Source organism: Polaromonas sp. (assembly GCF_030680935.1).
Classification (GTDB): Bacteria; Pseudomonadota; Gammaproteobacteria; order Burkholderiales; family Burkholderiaceae_C; genus Polaromonas.
On sequence record NZ_JAUXUP010000065.1, the window covers coordinates 114,226 to 130,947 of the forward strand.

The window sequence follows — 16,722 nt, forward strand, 5'->3', positions numbered from 1 at the left end:
TGGCAACAATCAATAGCTGCCGATGTAGTCCTTCTTGCCCACCTCGACGCCGCTGTGGCGCAGGATTGCATAGGCGGTGGTGGTGTGAAAAAAGAAATGCGGCAAGCCGTAATTCAGCAGGTAAGACTGTCCAGTGAATATTTTTTCCTTGGGCGTGCCTGCCTGGGTCACGATCTGGCGTGTTTCGCTGCCCTCCATCTGCGCCGCCGTGCAGCTGTCAATAAAGGCCAGGGTTTTCGCAATACGCGCCTGCAGGTCGGCAAAATTTTCTTCCGTGTCCTCAAAGCCGGGCACCTCCACCCCAGCCAGACGCGCCGACACGCCCTTCGAAAAATCACAAGCCACCTGCACCTGGCGCAACAGCGGGAACATGTCGGGGTAAAGCCTGGCCTGCAGCAAGGCCTTGGGTTCGATTTTTTTCGCCTGGGCGTGCGCTTCGGCCTTGGTGAGCACAGCGCTGAGGCCGCCCAGCATCTGTTTGAACACGGGAATGCTGGCTTGGTACATCGAGAGGGTCATTGGAAAAGTGTCCTGTCAGGTAAATAAAAACAAGGGCTGCTGGCGCACGGCAACCGCGACCCGCATTATGGCCATCTGGCTGCTCCGGCCTCAAACCGGTTTGACGATGACCCTGGCGAGCAAGACCAGGCAGACAAATTTGACCAGAGCGCCGAATGCCAGCAGCAGCAAGGGCAACCAGCCCCAGGCGCTGTTGGCACTGGCGACGTAAAAATCCATGGGCTCACCATTGGCCAGCCGGTAGCTCAGTAGGTTCTCCAGCACATCGGCGGCCACCAGGCCCAGCATCAGCCAGGGCATCTGCCGCGCCAACCAGCCGAAAGGCTTGCCCGCTGCAATCGCGGCCAGTGCCGCGCGGCGGGAGCCCCAGGCCACCAGCCAGGCCAGCAGCAGCCCATAAGCAGCACAAAACCCCCAGTCCCAGGCCAGCGCCAGCCTGACCTTTTCCGCACCGCAACTGACACCCAGCGGGTTCAGGAAAGGTGCCAACAGCTGCGCCAGCACCAGTGAAAACGTGTGATCGCCCCGGTTGCAGGCGGTATGGGCATGAAGCGCAGCCTGCCAGCCGAGGACTGCCGCTGCAAGCAGCAGTGTCCAGCCCAACCAGAACATGCGGGGCGCAGTCTGGCGCATGGTCAACGCCGGCGTGGCGTCGCCCACAGGCAATGCCGAAGGGTCCAGCAGCTCGCCGGCTTGACGCGGGCGCGAGCCGAGCCCGGTCCAGGCCCAGAACGGAACCAGCGACGTCTGGTCATGTACCGGCTGAAGAGAATCGACTGGCGGCGCTGCGGCCGGTGTGAAGCGGAGGCCGCAGTCCTCTGCTGCGGCCTGCATCCAGGCCAGCGTGATGTTGGACAGGCCGTCTTCGGCGTAGGAGCCACCCACATCGCTGTGGTTGCCGCGGAACCAGCGCTCATCAAAAGTGCGGTGCTTGAGCTCTTCAGCGTCAAAACCGGGCGCGCTGTAGTTGCGCGGCGCGTATTTATGCCGGGTTTCATGCAGCGCCAGCGCATGCCTGATATGCACAAAACGTTTCTCGGCGATGGTCGGGTTGTTGGAGATTTTCAGACCCTTGCCAAACAGATCCAGGCCGACACTTTCGACCGTGTCCCAGACACCAACAAAATGTATCAGTGGTCTGCGCCCGAGCGAAAAATGGGTCGCGACATCAAGCGCAAACTCTGCCCGCCCGCGCCCCGCGCGGTTGGCCGCATCCTGGGGCGAAAAATAGCTGCGCACCATCGAGGGCAATATCGCCAGACCGGCTGGATGCACCAGTCCGTACATATTGATCATGCCACCCACCGCACGCGCGGTGAAGGCACCGCGCGAGAAACCAAAAATGCAGATGCGGTCGCCGTCCTGGTAGTTTTCGACCAGAAAGCGGTAAGCCTCGGCAATATTGTCAAAAACACCCCGTCCCAGGGCCAACCCAATCAGCTGCACCGCGCGGCGCAAGCGGCGCTCCAGCGGCCCCACCGCAGGAAACTCGTTGGCCGAACCGACGCCGGGGTCGTAATAGGCGATCTGGCGCGCTGCGGCCGATTTGTCCACCGCCCTGAACAGTTTGACGACGTTGGTGTCTTCGTTGTTGCCCAGCATGTTGCCGGTACCGTCGAGAAACAGCATCAAGGTGCGGCCCGGCTGTTGCTGCCAGGCCAGCTCGGCTTCGCGGCACTGCAGCAGCACGGCGTGCCTGCGTTTTGCGATGTCCGCCGCTTCCCGCGCGCGGGTTTCTGCGTCTTTCGTGCTCATGGCTGGCTCCTGCTGCTTTGACCCAAAACAGTCTAGCCAGTACGCCTCTAAAAGGCCTCCCCTGTTTGGGGGAGATTCAGACTGGTTGGCGCTGCCTGATTTTTTGCACCAGTGTCACGGCGGCCAGCACCAGCGCACCGGCCACCATGCCCACCAGCGCATCTGCCAGAAGTGGCATGACCGCGCCCAGCACAGGGCCGGCGCGCGCGGCCAGTGCCTCAATCGCATGGCCCAGCGAGGGCACGCCGTGGGTCAGGATGCCGCCGCCCACCAGAAACATGGCCGCAGTACCGGCCACGGAAAGGCCCTTCATGAGCCAGGGTGCCGTCAGCACAATGCCGCGACCAATTCGCCGCTTCAGTCGCACAACAGCACTTTCACCGCTTTTGCGGCTCAGGTACAGGCCGGCGTCGTCCAGCTTGACGATGCCGGCCACCAGGCCGTACACACCCACAGTCATCAGAACCGCAATGCCGCTGAGCACGGCCACCTGGGTAACAAAAGGGCTGTCCTGCACGGTGCCCAGCGTGATGGCAATGATTTCAGCCGACAGGATGAAGTCGGTACGCACCGCCCCCTTGATCTTGTCTTTTTCGACATTCACCAGATCCACCGACGGATCGGCCAACGCGGTGACCAGTGCTTCGCGGTGCGCCTCGTCCTCAGCCCGGCTGTGCAGAAATTTGTGGGCCAGTTTTTCAAAACCTTCGTAACAAAGAAAAGCGCCACCGACCATCAGCAGCGGTGTGACGGCCCAGGGCGCAAAGGCGCTGATGGCCAGCGCCACCGGCACCAGAATCGCCTTGTTCAGCATCGACCCCTTGGCCACAGCCCAAACCACCGGCAGCTCGCGGTCCACCTTCACACCCGAGACCTGCTGGGCATTCAGCGCCAGGTCGTCACCGAGCACACCGGCGGTTTTCTTGGCCGCCACCTTGGTCAGCAGGGCCACGTCGTCGAGTACGGTGGCAATGTCGTCAATCAGCGCGAACAGGCTACTGGCCATGGGGATGTCCTGAAAAGTGAGGAGAACACAATACCGCGCACATTGTCACCCGGGTTGAAAGGTTTTGCCGCTAAAAACAGGGGGGAAAGCAGACAATGCGGACATGAAAAATACCGTGCTCGCCTACGCCGCTGCCCTGCTGCTTTTGATCGTCGCCGATGGCCTGTGGCTGGGGCTGGTGATGCCGCAGCAGTACCAGGCCTGGATAGGCCCGCTGATGCGCGCGCAACCGCTGTGGCTGGCGGCCGGAGCGTTTTACCTGCTGTACCCGGCGGGGGTGGTGGTATTTGCGGTGCTGCCCGCGCTGGCGCGCCAGAGCTGGCAGCGTAGCGCAGGGCTGGGCGGGCTGCTGGGGCTGATTGCCTACGGCACGTACGACCTGAGCAACCTGGCCACGCTCGAAGGCTGGCCCTGGCAACTGACACTGGTGGACATGGCCTGGGGTGCGGCCCTGACGGCTGCCGCAGCGGTTGCAGGCTTCTTTGCGGTGCGTGCCTGGGGTCAGCGCAAGGCCTGAGCAGCCGGGCCGGTTGGCGGGCTCTTGCAATTGGGCGCGGCGCAGCCACCTGCCTGAGTCCCGCCACTTTTCTGACCGTACATGCCGCTGCTGCTGTTTTCCGCGCTTTTGCACACCTACGTGGGTGTACGCCTGCTGCCTGGCCTGGGCGGCTGGCCAATGGTCCAGGTGCTGCTGGGCTTGCTGCTGCTGGCGTCTGCACTGCTGATCCCGCTGGGGTTGACAGCGCGGCGCTTCAAGTCGCGCGTTCTGGCAGATCGCATGTCCTGGACCGGCATGTTGTTCATGGGTCTGTTTTCGTCGCTGTTTGTGCTGACCCTGCTGCGTGACGCCGTGTTGCTGGCCGCCTGGTTGTTGCTGCTGGCAGCGCCAGGCGCCTTCAGCAGTGAGGCCCTGCGCATCGGCAGCGCCGTGGCTGTTGCGCTCGCGGCCTTGTTCATGAGCGGGCTGGGGTTTTTCAATGCCAGACGCACCGCCACGGTGGTGCGGGTGGACGTGCCCATCAGCGGCTTGCCAGCCGTCCTGCACGGCTTTGCGATTGCGCAGATCAGCGACATCCATGTCGGCCCGACCATCAAACACGGCTACCTGCAGGCCATTGTGCGAACGGTCAACACCTTGCAGGTCGACATGGTGGCAGTGACCGGCGATCTGGTCGATGGCACGGTGGCAGAGCTGGGCCCGCATGTGGCGCCACTGGCCGGCCTGAGTTCCACCCACGGCACTTATTTTGTGACCGGCAACCATGAGTACTATTCTGGCGCGCACGCCTGGATCGACGAGTTGCAGCGCCTGGGCATTCGGGTACTGATGAATGAACATGTGTTGTTGCAGCATGGCGAAGTGGAGGCGCACGAGGCCGTTCTGCTGGCCGGCGTGGCCGACTACAGCGCCGCGCACTTTGATGCCAGTCACCGCAGCGACCCGCATGCGGCCGTGGCCGGTGCACCTGCTGCGGTTGGCGTCAGATTGCTGCTGGCGCACCAGCCGCGCAGCGCGACCGAGGCGGCGCGCGCCGGCTTCCACCTGCAGCTGTCAGGGCACACCCATGGCGGGCAGTTCTGGCCCTGGAACCTGTTTGTGCGCTTTCAGCAGCCCTTCACCGCCGGCCTGCACCGCATGCAGGACCTATGGATTTACACCAGCCGGGGCACGGGTTACTGGGGGCCGCCCAAACGTTTTGGCGCCCCCTCCGAAATCACGCACCTGCGGCTGGTGCCAACCTGAGCCGGCGCCTGGATCAATAACGGCTGGCGGTCAGGCGGCCGAAGATATAGCCCAGCAGCAACGCACCACCCACGGCCTGCAGCGGATGGTCCTTGATATAGGCCTTGGAATAATCCACCGCCTGCAGCGGCACATCGGTCAGCAGATGGGCGTGCTCGGTGACTTTACCGGCCACAGTGTTGGCGCCGCTGGCGAGTTTGTCGACCGTGCTGTGCGCCATGCTGGCGGCCCGGTCCACGGTGCTGTGCGCTGGCTGGGTGGCCTTGTCAATGCTGTCGTGCAGGCTGGTGCCGGCCTGGTTGACGCTGCGCAGCACGGCGCTTTCAGCCGATGCGATGGCGCCAGGTGCGGAAGAAGCGGCGCTGCCGGAGTAAGGGCTGGTGGTGGTTTTTTCCATGATGGAGTCCTTCAAAAAAAGCGGTAAAAGTAAAGGCATGCGCTTGGAGCAACACCACGGGTGACCATGGCTTGCACGCATCCCCTACTTTCCCGCAGGCATGCCGCGCGGGCTGTGCGTGGCGGGAGGAGCCGCCTGTAGGACAAGGGAGCCAGTGCGCAGGGCGAATACGAAGCGTCAGTCGAAGAGGCCGGGCGTGCCGCGCATCGCGCCTTCAATGATCAACAGGCGCAGCTTGGTGCGGATGCCACCTGCCGCCGAAAACCCGCCCGGCTTGTCACCGGCTGCGAGCACGCGGTGGCACGGCACCACGGGCGCAAACGGGTTGCGCCCCAGTGCCTGCCCGACAGCACGCGCGGCGCCGGGCTCACCCAGACGCGCGGCCAGTTCGCCATAAGTCAAGGTTTGCCCGGGCTCGATCTGCAGCGCGAGCGCGTACACCCGCTGGTGAAACTCAGGCACGCCGCGCATGTCCAGGGCCAGGCCGCTGAAATCATGGGCCTGGCCACTCAGCATGGCAACCACGCCGGTTATGGCGGCCTCCACCGGCGCGGTCGGCAGCGTCTGCCGGGCAGCGGGAAACCTCTGGCGCATGCGTTCAAACGTCTGCCGCGCGCTTGATTCGGGCAGTTGCAGGCCACGGATACCGGCATCCCCCCAGGCGATACCGCAGGGCCCGATGGGGGTGTCAAACAGCGTGAAGCAAGGGACGTCTGTGGCGTCACTCATGCTGCCGCCCCGTCCGCACAAAACCGGGAAATGGCCGCAAAACGCTATCATATTGATAGCTTCTTGCGCATACCGGGTATGGGCTGGAGGGCAAAAACATGCTCAAGCTTTGGGTAAAGCCACTCTGTGGCACTGTCGGCCTGCGCTGACAGGCAAACAGACCGTTTTCGCTATTCGCCGCTGCCAGCGCGGGTGCAGCATCAAGCCCTGATCACCTCCCCAATGGAGTTTTGCCATGCCACGTTTTTCTGCCAACAACACGGGCCGCCGCGGCCCGGACAGCACCGAAGAGCCCATCAGTCCGGAAGACACCGACGACCTGCCGCTGTCGCCGGAAGAGGACAGCCCGGTGATTCCCGATGAAGAGCGCGTCTTCGACATGCCGTCTTGATGGACAAGTTTTAATCCACCTCGCGCTTGAGGCGGATTTCCTCCAGTTTGACCGAGCCCACCGTGACGGTTTTCAGCGAGGTCATGTCGCGCTTGAATCCGGCTGCGTGCTCGTAAAAGCCCAGAGCCCGCTCGTTGGCCAGCAACACCCACAGGGTCACCTGGGTGCATCCCTCCTCCCTCAAGCCTTCGCGGGCGCCATCCCACAAAGCCAGACCGACGCCCTTGCGCCAGTGGCCTGGCGTCACGTAAACGGCCCAGATTTCTCCTGTGGTGGATTTGGTGCCTTTGTCGCGTGACCGGTCAAACCCGACAAATCCAACCAGTTCATCTGCCTCGGTGGCTACCAGCAGTTGCGGTTCGCTGTACTCGATCGCGTCGCGCCAGAATGCCTGGCGTTTTTCAACAGACAGATTTTTGAGGTCCTCCGCAGGCATGAGGCCCTGGTACGCGGTTTGCCATGAGGCCACATGGATTTCAGCAATGGCTTTGGCGTCGCGCAAGGTGGCGGGTCGGACTTTGTAACTGGACATGAAAAGGCTCTGGGAATCGTTGTGTGGGGACCCGGATTGTCGCAGCAAATTCCGGCTGTCCCGACCCCGCCTAGACCGCTGTCAGGCCGCCGTCCACCGTGTGGGCATGCCCGGTGACAAAGGACGCTGCGTCCGAGCTGAGCCACAGCACCACAGCCGCCACTTCATCGACCTCGCCCAGGCGCCCGATCGGGTGCATCTGCGCCGCGGCTGTGCCAACCTTTGGGTCGGCCGCAACTGCGCGTTCGTACATGGTCGTGCGAATCACGCCGGGACACACCGCGTTCACGCGTATGCCCCTGCGCGCATATTCAATCGCTGCCGATTTCGTCAGGCCCAGCACGGCATGTTTGCTGGCGCTGTAGGCGGCCATCTTGGGCGCACCCACCAGCCCGGCCACCGAGGCCGTGTTGACAATGGCACCGCCGCCTTGCTGCTGCATCTGTGCCAACTGGTACTTCAGGCACAGCCATACACCCTTGACGTTGATACCCATGATACGGTCAAAGGTGGCCTCGCTGCAGTCCGCCAGCCGCAGGTGCTCCTCTTCGATGCCGGCGTTGTTGAAAGCGCAGTCGAGCCGGCCGTACGCTGCCACTGTGCGAGCCACCATGGCCTGCACCTGATCGGCGTACGCGACGTCGGTACAGATAAAACTGGCCTTGCCGCCAGCCGTCTCGATCTGTCGCACGGTCTCCTGCCCGGCCTCCACCGCAGTGTCGGCCACCACGACGCGGGCCCCGGCTCGCGCAAACGCCAGTGCCGTCGCGCGCCCTATGCCGCCGCCCCCACCCGTAACCAGCGAGACCTTGCCGTCGAAAGATGTTTGCACCGGATGAATCACCTGTTTGTCTGACGTCAAAAGGGAAAATCATACGGACTGTCCCGCCAACACCTGTCCCGCCTGGGACGGGTTCGTCGGCCCGTCAGCTGGACGATGACGGATGTGCGGGTTTCAGGCGTTGGTGTAGTCGACGAAACCCACCAGCTTGGGGTCGTTCAGCTTGCGCCGCTCCAGCCGGAAAACCCCGACACCGGTGCGCGAGCCGTCATTGTTGGTGTTGCCTTCCACCGTGGCCAGGCGTCCGCCCGGCATGACACGTTCGACGATGCCGGTATGCCCGAGCCCGCTGCCGAAATCCAGGATGAAAACGATCCCCGGCTTGATCAGCGTGGGGTCGGCGAAGGCTTCACCGGCCGTGATCAGGCGAGAGCCCGGCACATTCGCGGCCTTTGTCCAGTGCTTGAGCACACCAGCGGTCTTCGGCAGCGGGTTGCCCCGGCCGATTGCCACGGAGGCCGTATTGAATGCCCAGTAGACGAAGGCCATGCACCAGGCGCGTGTATCCGCGTTGGGATCTTGCAGGGGGACGCCGACAGCCTTCAGGTATTCATCCACCATGGTGCCCCGGTTGCTGCCACGCGGCTCCTCCACTTGGCCGACCTGGGAGCCGGCAACGCCCAGCGCCTGCAGCATGAAACTTGAAGGAGCGCTCGCAGGCGTCACTGGGAGACCGCCAAAAAGGGCGGCCCAGGTGTGTCGCCCTACCTCGCCGTCCACGACCAGCGGCTGCCTGTCGGCATCGTCGTGCTGCGACTGGAATAACATGACGGATGAGGTCATCGCGGCGTCGAATACACCGGTCGTAAACGGGCCATAGCCGCGCGCCACAAGTGCCTGTTGCACTTGGGAGACAAGAGCGGCGGCCGAGATGCCTTGTGAAGCAACGATACCGGGGAAGGGAACAGGGCGCATGGAATTCTCCTTGGGGGTCGAACAAAATTCAGGCCGCCACCGGCACCAGCGGCCCATCGCCCGGCAAGCGCGCGTAGTAGCTGGTGTCGAACAGCTGCCAGGATGCAATGGCGTAGGCATAGTCGTTGCCTGATGCGATGAAAAGGCCGATCAGCGTGTGGCTCCCGTCGGCGCGGCGCGCGACAACGGGCGAACCACTGTCACCCGGAAGGAGCTGGCCGGCATTCGCCAGCAGCCTCATCCGGACGAGCCGGGTGAAGACCAAATGGCGCTCGGCAAAGGCGCCGTTCTCGCGCACGGCGCAGTCGAAACCGTAGGAGTCGGGCAGGATCACATCAAGCGCAGCCCGCGCAACAGGACGCGGGCCACCCTGCCACCCGGGGTTGTCCGCTGGTACCAGAATCTCGAAAGCGGCGACTTCACCCAGCGCCATGACTTGCGCAGCGCTGCCGGCATAGGCCATGTCAACCGACAGCTTCAACCCGGATAGCGCGGACTTCGCGGCCGTCCAGTCAGAGACTTTTGCAAACTGCACATCGAAGCTGGGCTGCCCATCGGCGCGCATCGCCCCTCCCCAGGCGCTGCTGGTCGCAAAAGGCTGCGCACCTGCGGGTGCGAGCCGCGAGACCGGCGAACCGGGGCGCGGCAGGCGTGCGGTCACATCGGGAAACGGACTCAACACATGGTGCGCACTCATGAGCAACTTCATGGCATGCGGCCCTACCCCCAGCCGGACAGCGCAGGCGGCAGCGCCCGTCCCGGCCGTCTGGCCCAGGCCGACCTGAAGGGTGACAGCCCCTTGCGAACGGGCGCCGTAAAACCATTCATGCGGCTGGACATCCGTGGGTATGGCGCAGGCTACACGCTGCCCGTCAACCGTGGCATGGGCGAGCAGATAGCGCGGTATCTTCTGCGGGTCGTTTTCCCTGCCCTGCTCGTCGGGCCACTTGTCCTTCACAACAAAAACAACGCAGGGCTCCCGTGTGCGTCCGGCCTGGCCGCTGCGGCCCATGCGGCGCCGGAATCCGGCAGCAACCATGACGACGCTGCCAAAGGCAAGCGTCAGTTCAGGGCCGCGGTCCTGGGCCAGTTCGTCGACAAGCTGGAAGCACTGGCGCATGTCGATGTGCCTGAGCGAACGCCAGGTCTTCAGCGCCGCCTTCAGGACCTGCGCCGGATGGCGCAGTGAGTCGCTCTCCACCCGTCTCGCCCATGCACCGGTTTTCCTTGTTGCTTGCGCCAGCAAAGGAGCCGGCTTCCGGCTATTTTTCGCTGACGCAGGCATTGGAAGGCAAAACCTTCAAACTGCTTGCAAGCGGCAGCAAGCTCTTGTCCGGGGCGATGGTTGCCAGCAGCTTGTCGCGAAAAGCCGTCTGCGGAAAGGGTCGGCCGGGTTTGGGCGCACACTTGACGCCCACCGTCACAACGCCGTCTTTTTCCTGGGCCTTGTCGCCAAGCGTGACCTGCGTTTGCGCTATGGAGAAGACGAATCCGTCGTTCAGGGCCTTGACCAGGCCCTGAACCGTGCCGGATGAGGTGGGCGCCACCGGCGTGTTGCCGGCCACAGGCGCCTTGCCGGTTTCCGCCGTTGCGCCAATCGTGATCGGGACCACCAGCGTTTTCATCGGGCTGGATGAGTCCATCACCAGAATCGAGGTGGTTTGCGGCTTGGCGACATCTTTGGTGACGCTTACTTGCACCCGGGTCTCGAAAGGTGCGGGCCCTTTCACCGTGAGGCCCTGGATGGGCGTGTCGGTCAACTCGATCACATAGGGCCGGGTGCCGCCGCTGAGTGCAAAACCTTTGCTTGCGTCCACGTTGCCCGGGAACGCCAGTTTGTCAATGCTGGCCTTGAGCGGGAAATAGACGTCGGTCACGCCGCAGTCCTTGAGCGCTTCCAGCGCTGCCGTGCCCGGCTGATAGGCCCGCAGATAGGACTGGACAACCCGCACCTGGCCCTGCACCCCGGCAGTGACGGCTTCGAGCGTCAGGGTCGCCGCAAGCAGGTCGCTGTGTGCCGCAGCCTGCGCCGGAAGTGTCCCGCTCTTGAGCGTTTCAGGGTTGCGAGCCGCCAGTCCGCCCGAAATCATCTTGTCAACGCCGGCTCCAGGCGCGATCTGCGCGGCGTAGCCGGCCAAACCCGCGATCACCTTGGGCACGGATGTCAGGTCAGGCATGGTGTCCAGCGAAGCCCGGATCACTGCTGCGTCGATTTTGTCAACGGCTGCAATCAGGTTGTCGCCCGCGTGTCGCGCTTGCGTGACGAGTATCCGGCCGCTGCCTGAGGCAGCCGCAGCAGCGTCGGCGACTTCCGCCGCGGCCGCCAGTGCCGCCGACGCCCGGATAGACAACTCGGAGGTGGCCAGTGCGCCGCCCTGCAGGTAGGCCGCCAGGGATGTGCGGACTCGTGCAGCTGGCGCACTCAGTCCCGGGCCAGCCGCATCAAGATCCATCAGCGCCTTTTCAATGTCGCGCCGCTCACCATCGGTCATTCGCAGCGGTATCACCGCGCGGCGGGCGCACCCGATACCCTCGTGGCCGGCCTGCAGAATCAGCAGGCGCTGTTTGTTCAAGTTCATGTTTCCAATGGCATAGGCGGTTCCGCCTATCAAGGCGACGCCAGCGACCGTACCACTGCTGGCCTTGCCGGCTGCGAGCGCCAAGGCAAGGGCGCCGGCGACCACCAGGCCGCTGGCCAGGTCATTGGACATACCCGCCTGGCGGGAAATCTCGTTCTTGTAGGCCCCCTGCACAGTCTGGGCATAAGTCTCCGCGTAGTCGAGATTGGTCAGGGGCTGGCCGGTACGGGCGGGTACTGTCCAGGGCACAACCGGGTTCACGGAACAGCCACTGGCCAATGCAGCAATGCACAGGACCCATGAACTGCGCAAGGCGATATCACGCATTTTTTTCTCCATTGCCAGCTGAAGAGACGGCATCCCGACCTTGTAATCAGGTCTATGGATCCCGGCAACCTACAAATAGGGGAGAAAACCATGCCCCTGAGAGCGCGGCTTGCCAGCAGTGATGCAGCGCAGCCGGCCTTGCCCACCCTGCCCGACCCACTACACACGGTCGCTGTCACCAGCCCCTAAACTCCAGCGCATGCCTGCCGCATCCAACAACGATGTTTTCCAGGTCCGCGTGGGCGCTGCGGGCCGGCCTTTTGATGCACCCACTTCGCTGCCCGTCCTGCAGTCCGCGCTGGCCGCTGGTGTATGGATCGAAAGCTCCTGCCGCAACGGCACCTGCCGCAGTTGCCTCTGCCGCCTGGCCAGCGGCCAGGTGGTTTACCGCATGGAATGGCCGGGCCTGAGCGCTGAAGAAAAGGCCGATGGCTATATCCTGCCTTGCGTGGCCTACCCCGCTTCTGACCTGGTGATTCAGGCACCCGCCCAGGAATCATGACAAAAACAGGCTACAGCCCTTTCTGCGCTTGCGTAAACAGCTATGTTTTCAATAGCACTTCTGGGTCTGGCTGAAGCGCCTGCCGAGTTGTCACACAAGTCTGCAACGATAGCCAAATGGATTCCATGCCCACCGCTGCCGACGGCTATCGTTTCTCCCGGACCCAGGACGCCAGCGCGACCTTTGGTGAACAGGAGGACTTCAAGGCCATCCTGCTGGCCGGTGGCGCGCACTTTGAGGTGCAGGCGGTGGGCGAGGTACACACCACCGGCCCTTCTTTTCCGCTTTACACAGCCAGCATAGGCAGCGCCGACCCGCTTGCGCCGGTGATCGGCTTTTTTGGCGGCATCCACGGTCTGGAGCGTATCGGTACGCAGCTGATCCTGGCCTACATGCGGGCACTGCTGTTTCGCCTGAACTGGGACGAACTGCTGCACCGGCAACTGCAACACGTGCGGCTGGTGTTCATGCCCATCGTCAACCCCGGCGGCATGTGGGCGCACAAACGCGCCAACCCGAAAGGGGTGGACCTGATGCGCAACGCACCGCAACGCGCTGAAAGCCGGGTGCCGTTTCTTGCAGGCGGGCAAACGCTGGGCCCGCAGTTGCCCTGGTATTGCGGCCGACCCGGTGCGCCCATGGAGACCGAAAGCGCAGCGCTGCTGCGGGTGGTGCGTGAGCAACTGGCCAGCCACCCGTTCAGCCTGGCGCTGGACTGCCACTCGGGCTATGGCTTTGCCGACAGCATCTGGTTTCCGTACGCCAAAACCAGGCGCCTGATGGCCCACTTGCCAGAGATGTATGCGCTCAAGACCATGCTCGAGCAATCGATGCCACACCACGACTACAGCTTTGAGCCGCAAAGCAACCAGTACCTGTTACACGGCGACCTCTGGGACCATGCCTATGAGCAAACTCCGGCCGACCATGTTTTTCTGCCCATGACGCTGGAGCTGGGCTCCTGGCTGTGGATACGCAAGAACCCGCGTCAGCTTTTCTCGCGCCATGGCATCTTCAACCCGATCAAGGCACACCGCATCAAACGTGTCCTGCGCCGGCATGCCGACCTGCTGGATTTTCTGACCCGCGCCGCTTATGCCGCACCGGGCTGGCTGCCGGTCGACGAGCAACGCAACCGGCTCTTGAGACTGGCGACCGCCCACTGGCGGCCCAGGCGCGCGCCATGAGCTGGGTGCTGCTGCGCGGCCTGACGCGCGAGGCGCGGCACTGGGGCTTGTTTCCCGGCCAACTGTCCGCGGCGCTGGGCACCGACCCCGCCGTGTTGCTGGACCTGCCGGGCAACGGCATGTTTCACCGCCAGCCGTCTGCGACCTCGGTGTCCGCGATGGTGGAGTTTGCACGCGGCCAGTTGCGCGCGCAGGGCCTGCAGCCGCCCTGGAACCTGCTGGCCATGTCGCTGGGCGCCATGGTGGCCACCGACTGGGCGCAGCGTTACCCGCATGAAGTAGTCCGGCTGGTACTGATCAACACCAGCATGCGGCCTTTCAGCCGCGTCACCGAGCGGCTGCGCCCGGGGCCAGGCCTGCAGACCTGGCGCACGCTGGTGCGGCTGGCCTGGTACTGGGGCGAGATCGACCCCGCAGAGCGGCTGATTCACCAACTCACCTGTAACCGAGGCGCTGGGCGCGAGGACGATCTGGCGGCATGGCGCCGCATCCGTCAGAGCGCACCCGTGAGTGCCGCCAACGCCTGGCGACAGCTCTGGGCGGCGGCGCGGTTCTCTGCCGCAGCCACAGCGCCTGCTTGTCCCACCCTGCTGCTCTCCGCCAGCGGCGACGGGCTGGTCCACCCGCAGTGCTCGCAAGCCGTGGCCAGCGCATGGCAGGCAAGTCATCAGACCCACCCCTGGGCCGGCCACGACCTGCCGCATGACGATGCCGACTGGGTCTGCCAGCGCATTGCCCAATGGTTGGTCAACCGCTGATTTGCTCCTTTTTTTATAGCCCCCTACGCATAGGGGGTATGGACAAAAGGCTATTTCCCCTCCTGAAAATTGGGCCGGAAGGCTACGGGGTCTTGCCGCGCAGCGTGGGCGCAGCCGGTGGCAGTCAGGGAAAATTCAGCTTTTCCCGCTAAGGTCACCTACCGACCCCTCCATGATCAAACCAAGCGCCCCGAATTTTGAACCCCCGGCAGGCCCGGTACGTCAAAAGCGCGCCTGGGCGCTGGCGCTGGGCACAGCGGCAGTCTGGTACCTGGACCCGGCTCTGGCTGAAATGGCCGAACTGGTGTGCGGGGTTGCCTGCTCAGCCAACAAATCCGTCGCTCGGGCCGCCATTGCCAACATGCGGCTCAAAGCCGCCGAGTTGCGCGGTCAGATCGGCCCCCTGCCCGCCAGCGCGCTGGCCAAGGTGGTGCGCCGCACCGAAGCTGCCGGTGGTGCCGTGCTCGACAAAGGCGCCCGAGTCCAGGAAGTACAGACCAGCTGGGATCATTTTCTGGCCTGCCTGCGCTCCAGCCCGCGGTGACCGGCTGCCTGCGGTTTCTGCTGCTGGCCATTGCGATGGCGGCGGGCCCGGCACACAGCGCGCCTTTTGAAAACACCATCGCCCAGCGCACCCTGGCCTGCACCGCCTGCCACGGCGCCCAGGGCCGCGCAGGACCGGATGGTTATTACCCGCGCCTGGCTGGCAAGCCGGCTGGCTACCTCTACAACCAGCTGCTGAATTTCCGCGATGGCAGGCGGCACTACGCGCTGATGACCCAGCTGGTCGATCCGCTCAGCGATGTCTACCTGATGGAGATCGCCACCTATTTCTCGGCGCTGGAGCTGACTTATCCGCCGCCCGCCCCGCCAGCGACAGCGCCCGATGTGTTGCAGCGTGGGCAGACCCTGGCGCTGAAGGGCGACGCGGCGCACCGCCTGCCGGCCTGCGCGAGCTGCCATGGCACGGCGCTGACCGGCGTGGCCCCGCACATACCCGGTCTGCTAGGCCTGCCGCGCGACTACCTCAATGCCCAGCTGGGCGCCTGGCGCACCGGCCAGCGGCGTGCCCATGCGCCCGACTGCATGGCGCATATCGTGGCGCGCATGAGCGACCAAGACATCCACGCCACCACCAGCTGGCTGGCAGCCCAGCCGGTTCCCGGGGGGGCAAGGGGCGGCAAACCGGTTGCGCGTGCGCCCGCCGCAGAGTTGGACCGGCCGGTCTGCGGCAGCGCGCCAGCACCCCGGGTCAGTCCACCATGAAACACGCTGTCCGCTGGGTCCTGGCCGGGGCGGCCCTGCTGCTGTTGGCGGCAGTGGCCACTGTGGCCTGGCAACTCAGAGGCCCAGTCGATGACACCACGACCTACCCAACCAACACGGCGGTGGCCGACAAGCCAGCCCTGGCAGCGCGCGGTGCCTACCTGGCGCGGGCCGGCAACTGCATGGCCTGCCACAGCGCGCGCGGCGGCGTGCCCTATGCGGGCGGGCGCAGTATCAACACGCCGTTTGGTGCGGTGTTCTCCAGCAACCTCACGCCCGATCCGCAGACCGGCATAGGCAGCTGGTCGGCCAGCGACTTCTGGCGTGCCCTGCACCACGGCCAATCCAAAGACGGCCGTCTGCTTTATCCGGCGTTTCCGTACACCAACTACACCGAAGTCACGCGCGCCGACTCGGATGCGTTGCACGCCTTCCTGATGCAACTGCCCCCCGTGGTGCAGCCTGCCACAGCACACACCCTGCGCTGGCCCTTCAACACCCAGGCTGCGCTGGCACTCTGGCGCGCGCTGTACTTCAGCCCTGGCGCTTACCAGCCGTACACGCAACAAAGCACCGAATGGAACCGCGGCGCCTACCTGGTACGCGGCCTGGGCCATTGCAGCGCCTGCCACAGTACGCGCAATGCCCTGGGCGCCAGCAGCACGCCGCTGGACCTGGCCGGTGGCCTGATCCCGATGCAGAACTGGTATGCGCCATCCCTCACGTCGGCGCTGGAAGCCGGCGTGGCCGACTGGAGCCCGACAGACATCGTGGCCCTGCTCAAAACCGGTGTCTCGCCGCGCGGCTCGGTGCTCGGCCCCATGGCCGAGGTGGTACTGCACAGCACCCAGCACCTGAACGAGGCAGACTTGGGGGCGATGGCGGTTTTTCTGAAATCCCTCCCGCCCACAGCATTGGCGAGCGTCCAGCGCGCCGCCAGCGGCACATGGGCCGCCTCTGTGGCCGGTGCAAAACTCTATGACAAACATTGCGCCCAGTGCCACGGCGATCAGGGGCAAGGCGTGCCCGGCGCCTACCCGCCGCTGGCCGGCAACCGCGCGGTGACCATGGGCTCCAGCGCCAACCTGGTCCAGGTGGTTCTGAACGGGGGTTACGCACCGGCCACCGCCGGCAACCCGCGCCCCTTTGGCATGCCGCCGTTTGTGCTGGTGCTGAACGACAGTGATCTGGCAGCGCTGCTGACCTACCTGCGCAGCGCCTGGGGCAACCAGGCGGCGGAAGTGACGCCGACCGAGGTCAACCGGATGCGGGCG

At 64.5% G+C, this 16,722-nt stretch carries 19 protein-coding genes; 9 read left to right on the top strand and 10 right to left on the bottom strand.

Annotation, left to right across the window (positions count from 1 at the left end; translation table 11 throughout):
- Nucleotides 1–9 precede the first annotated feature (9 nt).
- From Q8L50_RS16215 to Q8L50_RS16225, 3 genes are all read right to left on the bottom strand, one after another.
- A complete protein-coding gene (locus Q8L50_RS16215) occupies nucleotides 10–519 on the bottom strand; it encodes a DUF1993 family protein (RefSeq protein ID WP_305349669.1) in 510 nt (169 codons plus the stop codon).
- Nucleotides 520–609: 90 nt separating this feature from the next.
- A complete protein-coding gene (locus tag Q8L50_RS16220; protein ID WP_305349670.1) occupies nucleotides 610–2,274 on the bottom strand; it encodes a DUF2235 domain-containing protein in 1,665 nt (554 codons plus the stop codon).
- A gap of 76 nt (nucleotides 2,275–2,350) precedes the next feature.
- A complete protein-coding gene (locus Q8L50_RS16225) occupies nucleotides 2,351–3,280 on the bottom strand; it encodes a DUF808 domain-containing protein (protein WP_305349671.1) in 930 nt (309 codons plus the stop codon).
- Nucleotides 3,281–3,383: 103 nt separating this feature from the next.
- Here Q8L50_RS16225 and Q8L50_RS16230 point away from each other — a divergent pair, with 103 nt between their 5' ends.
- Nucleotides 3,384–3,797 carry a DUF2177 family protein gene (locus Q8L50_RS16230; RefSeq protein ID WP_305349672.1) on the top strand — a complete coding sequence of 138 codons (414 nt, stop codon included), beginning with the start codon at nucleotides 3,384–3,386 and terminating at the stop codon, nucleotides 3,795–3,797.
- A gap of 81 nt (nucleotides 3,798–3,878) precedes the next feature.
- The gene (locus tag Q8L50_RS16235; protein ID WP_305349673.1) at nucleotides 3,879–5,024 is read left to right on the top strand and encodes a metallophosphoesterase; all 1,146 of its coding nucleotides are present in this window, start codon (nucleotides 3,879–3,881) and stop codon (nucleotides 5,022–5,024) included.
- Nucleotides 5,025–5,037: 13 nt separating this feature from the next.
- On the opposite strand, the gene Q8L50_RS16240 is transcribed toward Q8L50_RS16235, so the two are convergent.
- On the bottom strand, nucleotides 5,038–5,421 hold the full coding sequence (locus Q8L50_RS16240) for a hypothetical protein (protein WP_305349674.1): 384 nt from the start codon (nucleotides 5,419–5,421) through the stop codon (nucleotides 5,038–5,040).
- Between the two features lie 177 nt (nucleotides 5,422–5,598).
- Complete coding sequence (locus tag Q8L50_RS16245; RefSeq protein ID WP_305349675.1) at nucleotides 5,599–6,150, bottom strand: methylated-DNA--[protein]-cysteine S-methyltransferase; 552 nt, start codon at nucleotides 6,148–6,150, stop codon at nucleotides 5,599–5,601.
- Between the two features lie 235 nt (nucleotides 6,151–6,385).
- On the opposite strand from Q8L50_RS16245, the gene Q8L50_RS16250 reads away from it, so the two are divergent.
- Nucleotides 6,386–6,541, top strand: coding sequence for a hypothetical protein (locus Q8L50_RS16250; RefSeq protein ID WP_305349676.1), 156 nt, complete (start codon nucleotides 6,386–6,388; stop codon nucleotides 6,539–6,541).
- Nucleotides 6,542–6,551: 10 nt separating this feature from the next.
- On the opposite strand, the gene Q8L50_RS16255 is transcribed toward Q8L50_RS16250, so the two are convergent.
- The 5 genes from Q8L50_RS16255 to Q8L50_RS16275 all read right to left on the bottom strand — a co-directional run bounded on the left by Q8L50_RS16255 (nucleotide 6,552) and on the right by Q8L50_RS16275 (nucleotide 11,735).
- Nucleotides 6,552–7,073 carry a GNAT family N-acetyltransferase gene (locus Q8L50_RS16255; protein WP_305349677.1) on the bottom strand — a complete coding sequence of 174 codons (522 nt, stop codon included), beginning with the start codon at nucleotides 7,071–7,073 and terminating at the stop codon, nucleotides 6,552–6,554.
- 70 nt (nucleotides 7,074–7,143) lie between these two features.
- The gene (locus tag Q8L50_RS16260; protein WP_305349678.1) at nucleotides 7,144–7,905 is read right to left on the bottom strand and encodes an SDR family oxidoreductase; all 762 of its coding nucleotides are present in this window, start codon (nucleotides 7,903–7,905) and stop codon (nucleotides 7,144–7,146) included.
- A gap of 123 nt (nucleotides 7,906–8,028) precedes the next feature.
- Nucleotides 8,029–8,829 carry a CHAP domain-containing protein gene (locus Q8L50_RS16265; RefSeq protein WP_305349679.1) on the bottom strand — a complete coding sequence of 267 codons (801 nt, stop codon included), beginning with the start codon at nucleotides 8,827–8,829 and terminating at the stop codon, nucleotides 8,029–8,031.
- 28 nt (nucleotides 8,830–8,857) lie between these two features.
- Entirely contained in the window at nucleotides 8,858–10,030 is a 1,173-nt protein-coding gene (locus Q8L50_RS16270) for a hypothetical protein (protein ID WP_305349680.1), read from the bottom strand.
- A gap of 61 nt (nucleotides 10,031–10,091) precedes the next feature.
- A complete protein-coding gene (locus Q8L50_RS16275; protein ID WP_305349681.1) occupies nucleotides 10,092–11,735 on the bottom strand; it encodes a hypothetical protein in 1,644 nt (547 codons plus the stop codon).
- Nucleotides 11,736–11,934: 199 nt separating this feature from the next.
- Between Q8L50_RS16275 and Q8L50_RS16280 the strand changes: the two genes are divergently transcribed.
- The 6 genes from Q8L50_RS16280 to Q8L50_RS16305 form a co-directional block, all read left to right on the top strand.
- Nucleotides 11,935–12,237, top strand: a complete 303-nt coding sequence (locus Q8L50_RS16280) for a 2Fe-2S iron-sulfur cluster-binding protein (RefSeq protein ID WP_305349682.1) — start codon at nucleotides 11,935–11,937, stop codon at nucleotides 12,235–12,237.
- A 125-nt stretch (nucleotides 12,238–12,362) separates the two neighbouring features.
- Nucleotides 12,363–13,424: a M14 family zinc carboxypeptidase gene (locus Q8L50_RS16285; RefSeq protein WP_370869819.1), complete on the top strand. Its 1,062-nt coding sequence runs from the start codon at nucleotides 12,363–12,365 to the stop codon at nucleotides 13,422–13,424.
- On the top strand, nucleotides 13,421–14,182 hold the full coding sequence (locus Q8L50_RS16290) for an alpha/beta fold hydrolase (RefSeq protein ID WP_305349683.1): 762 nt from the start codon (nucleotides 13,421–13,423) through the stop codon (nucleotides 14,180–14,182). Before Q8L50_RS16285 ends, Q8L50_RS16290 begins: the two co-directional genes overlap by 4 nt.
- 172 nt (nucleotides 14,183–14,354) lie before the next feature.
- Nucleotides 14,355–14,726, top strand: a complete 372-nt coding sequence (locus Q8L50_RS16295) for a hypothetical protein (protein WP_305349684.1) — start codon at nucleotides 14,355–14,357, stop codon at nucleotides 14,724–14,726.
- Nucleotides 14,727–14,761: 35 nt separating this feature from the next.
- Nucleotides 14,762–15,448, top strand: coding sequence for a c-type cytochrome (locus tag Q8L50_RS16300; protein ID WP_305349691.1), 687 nt, complete (start codon nucleotides 14,762–14,764; stop codon nucleotides 15,446–15,448).
- The coding region (locus tag Q8L50_RS16305; RefSeq protein ID WP_305349685.1) for a cytochrome c at nucleotides 15,445–16,722 on the top strand (1,278 nt) is incomplete at its 3' end. The genes Q8L50_RS16300 and Q8L50_RS16305, both read left to right, overlap by 4 nt.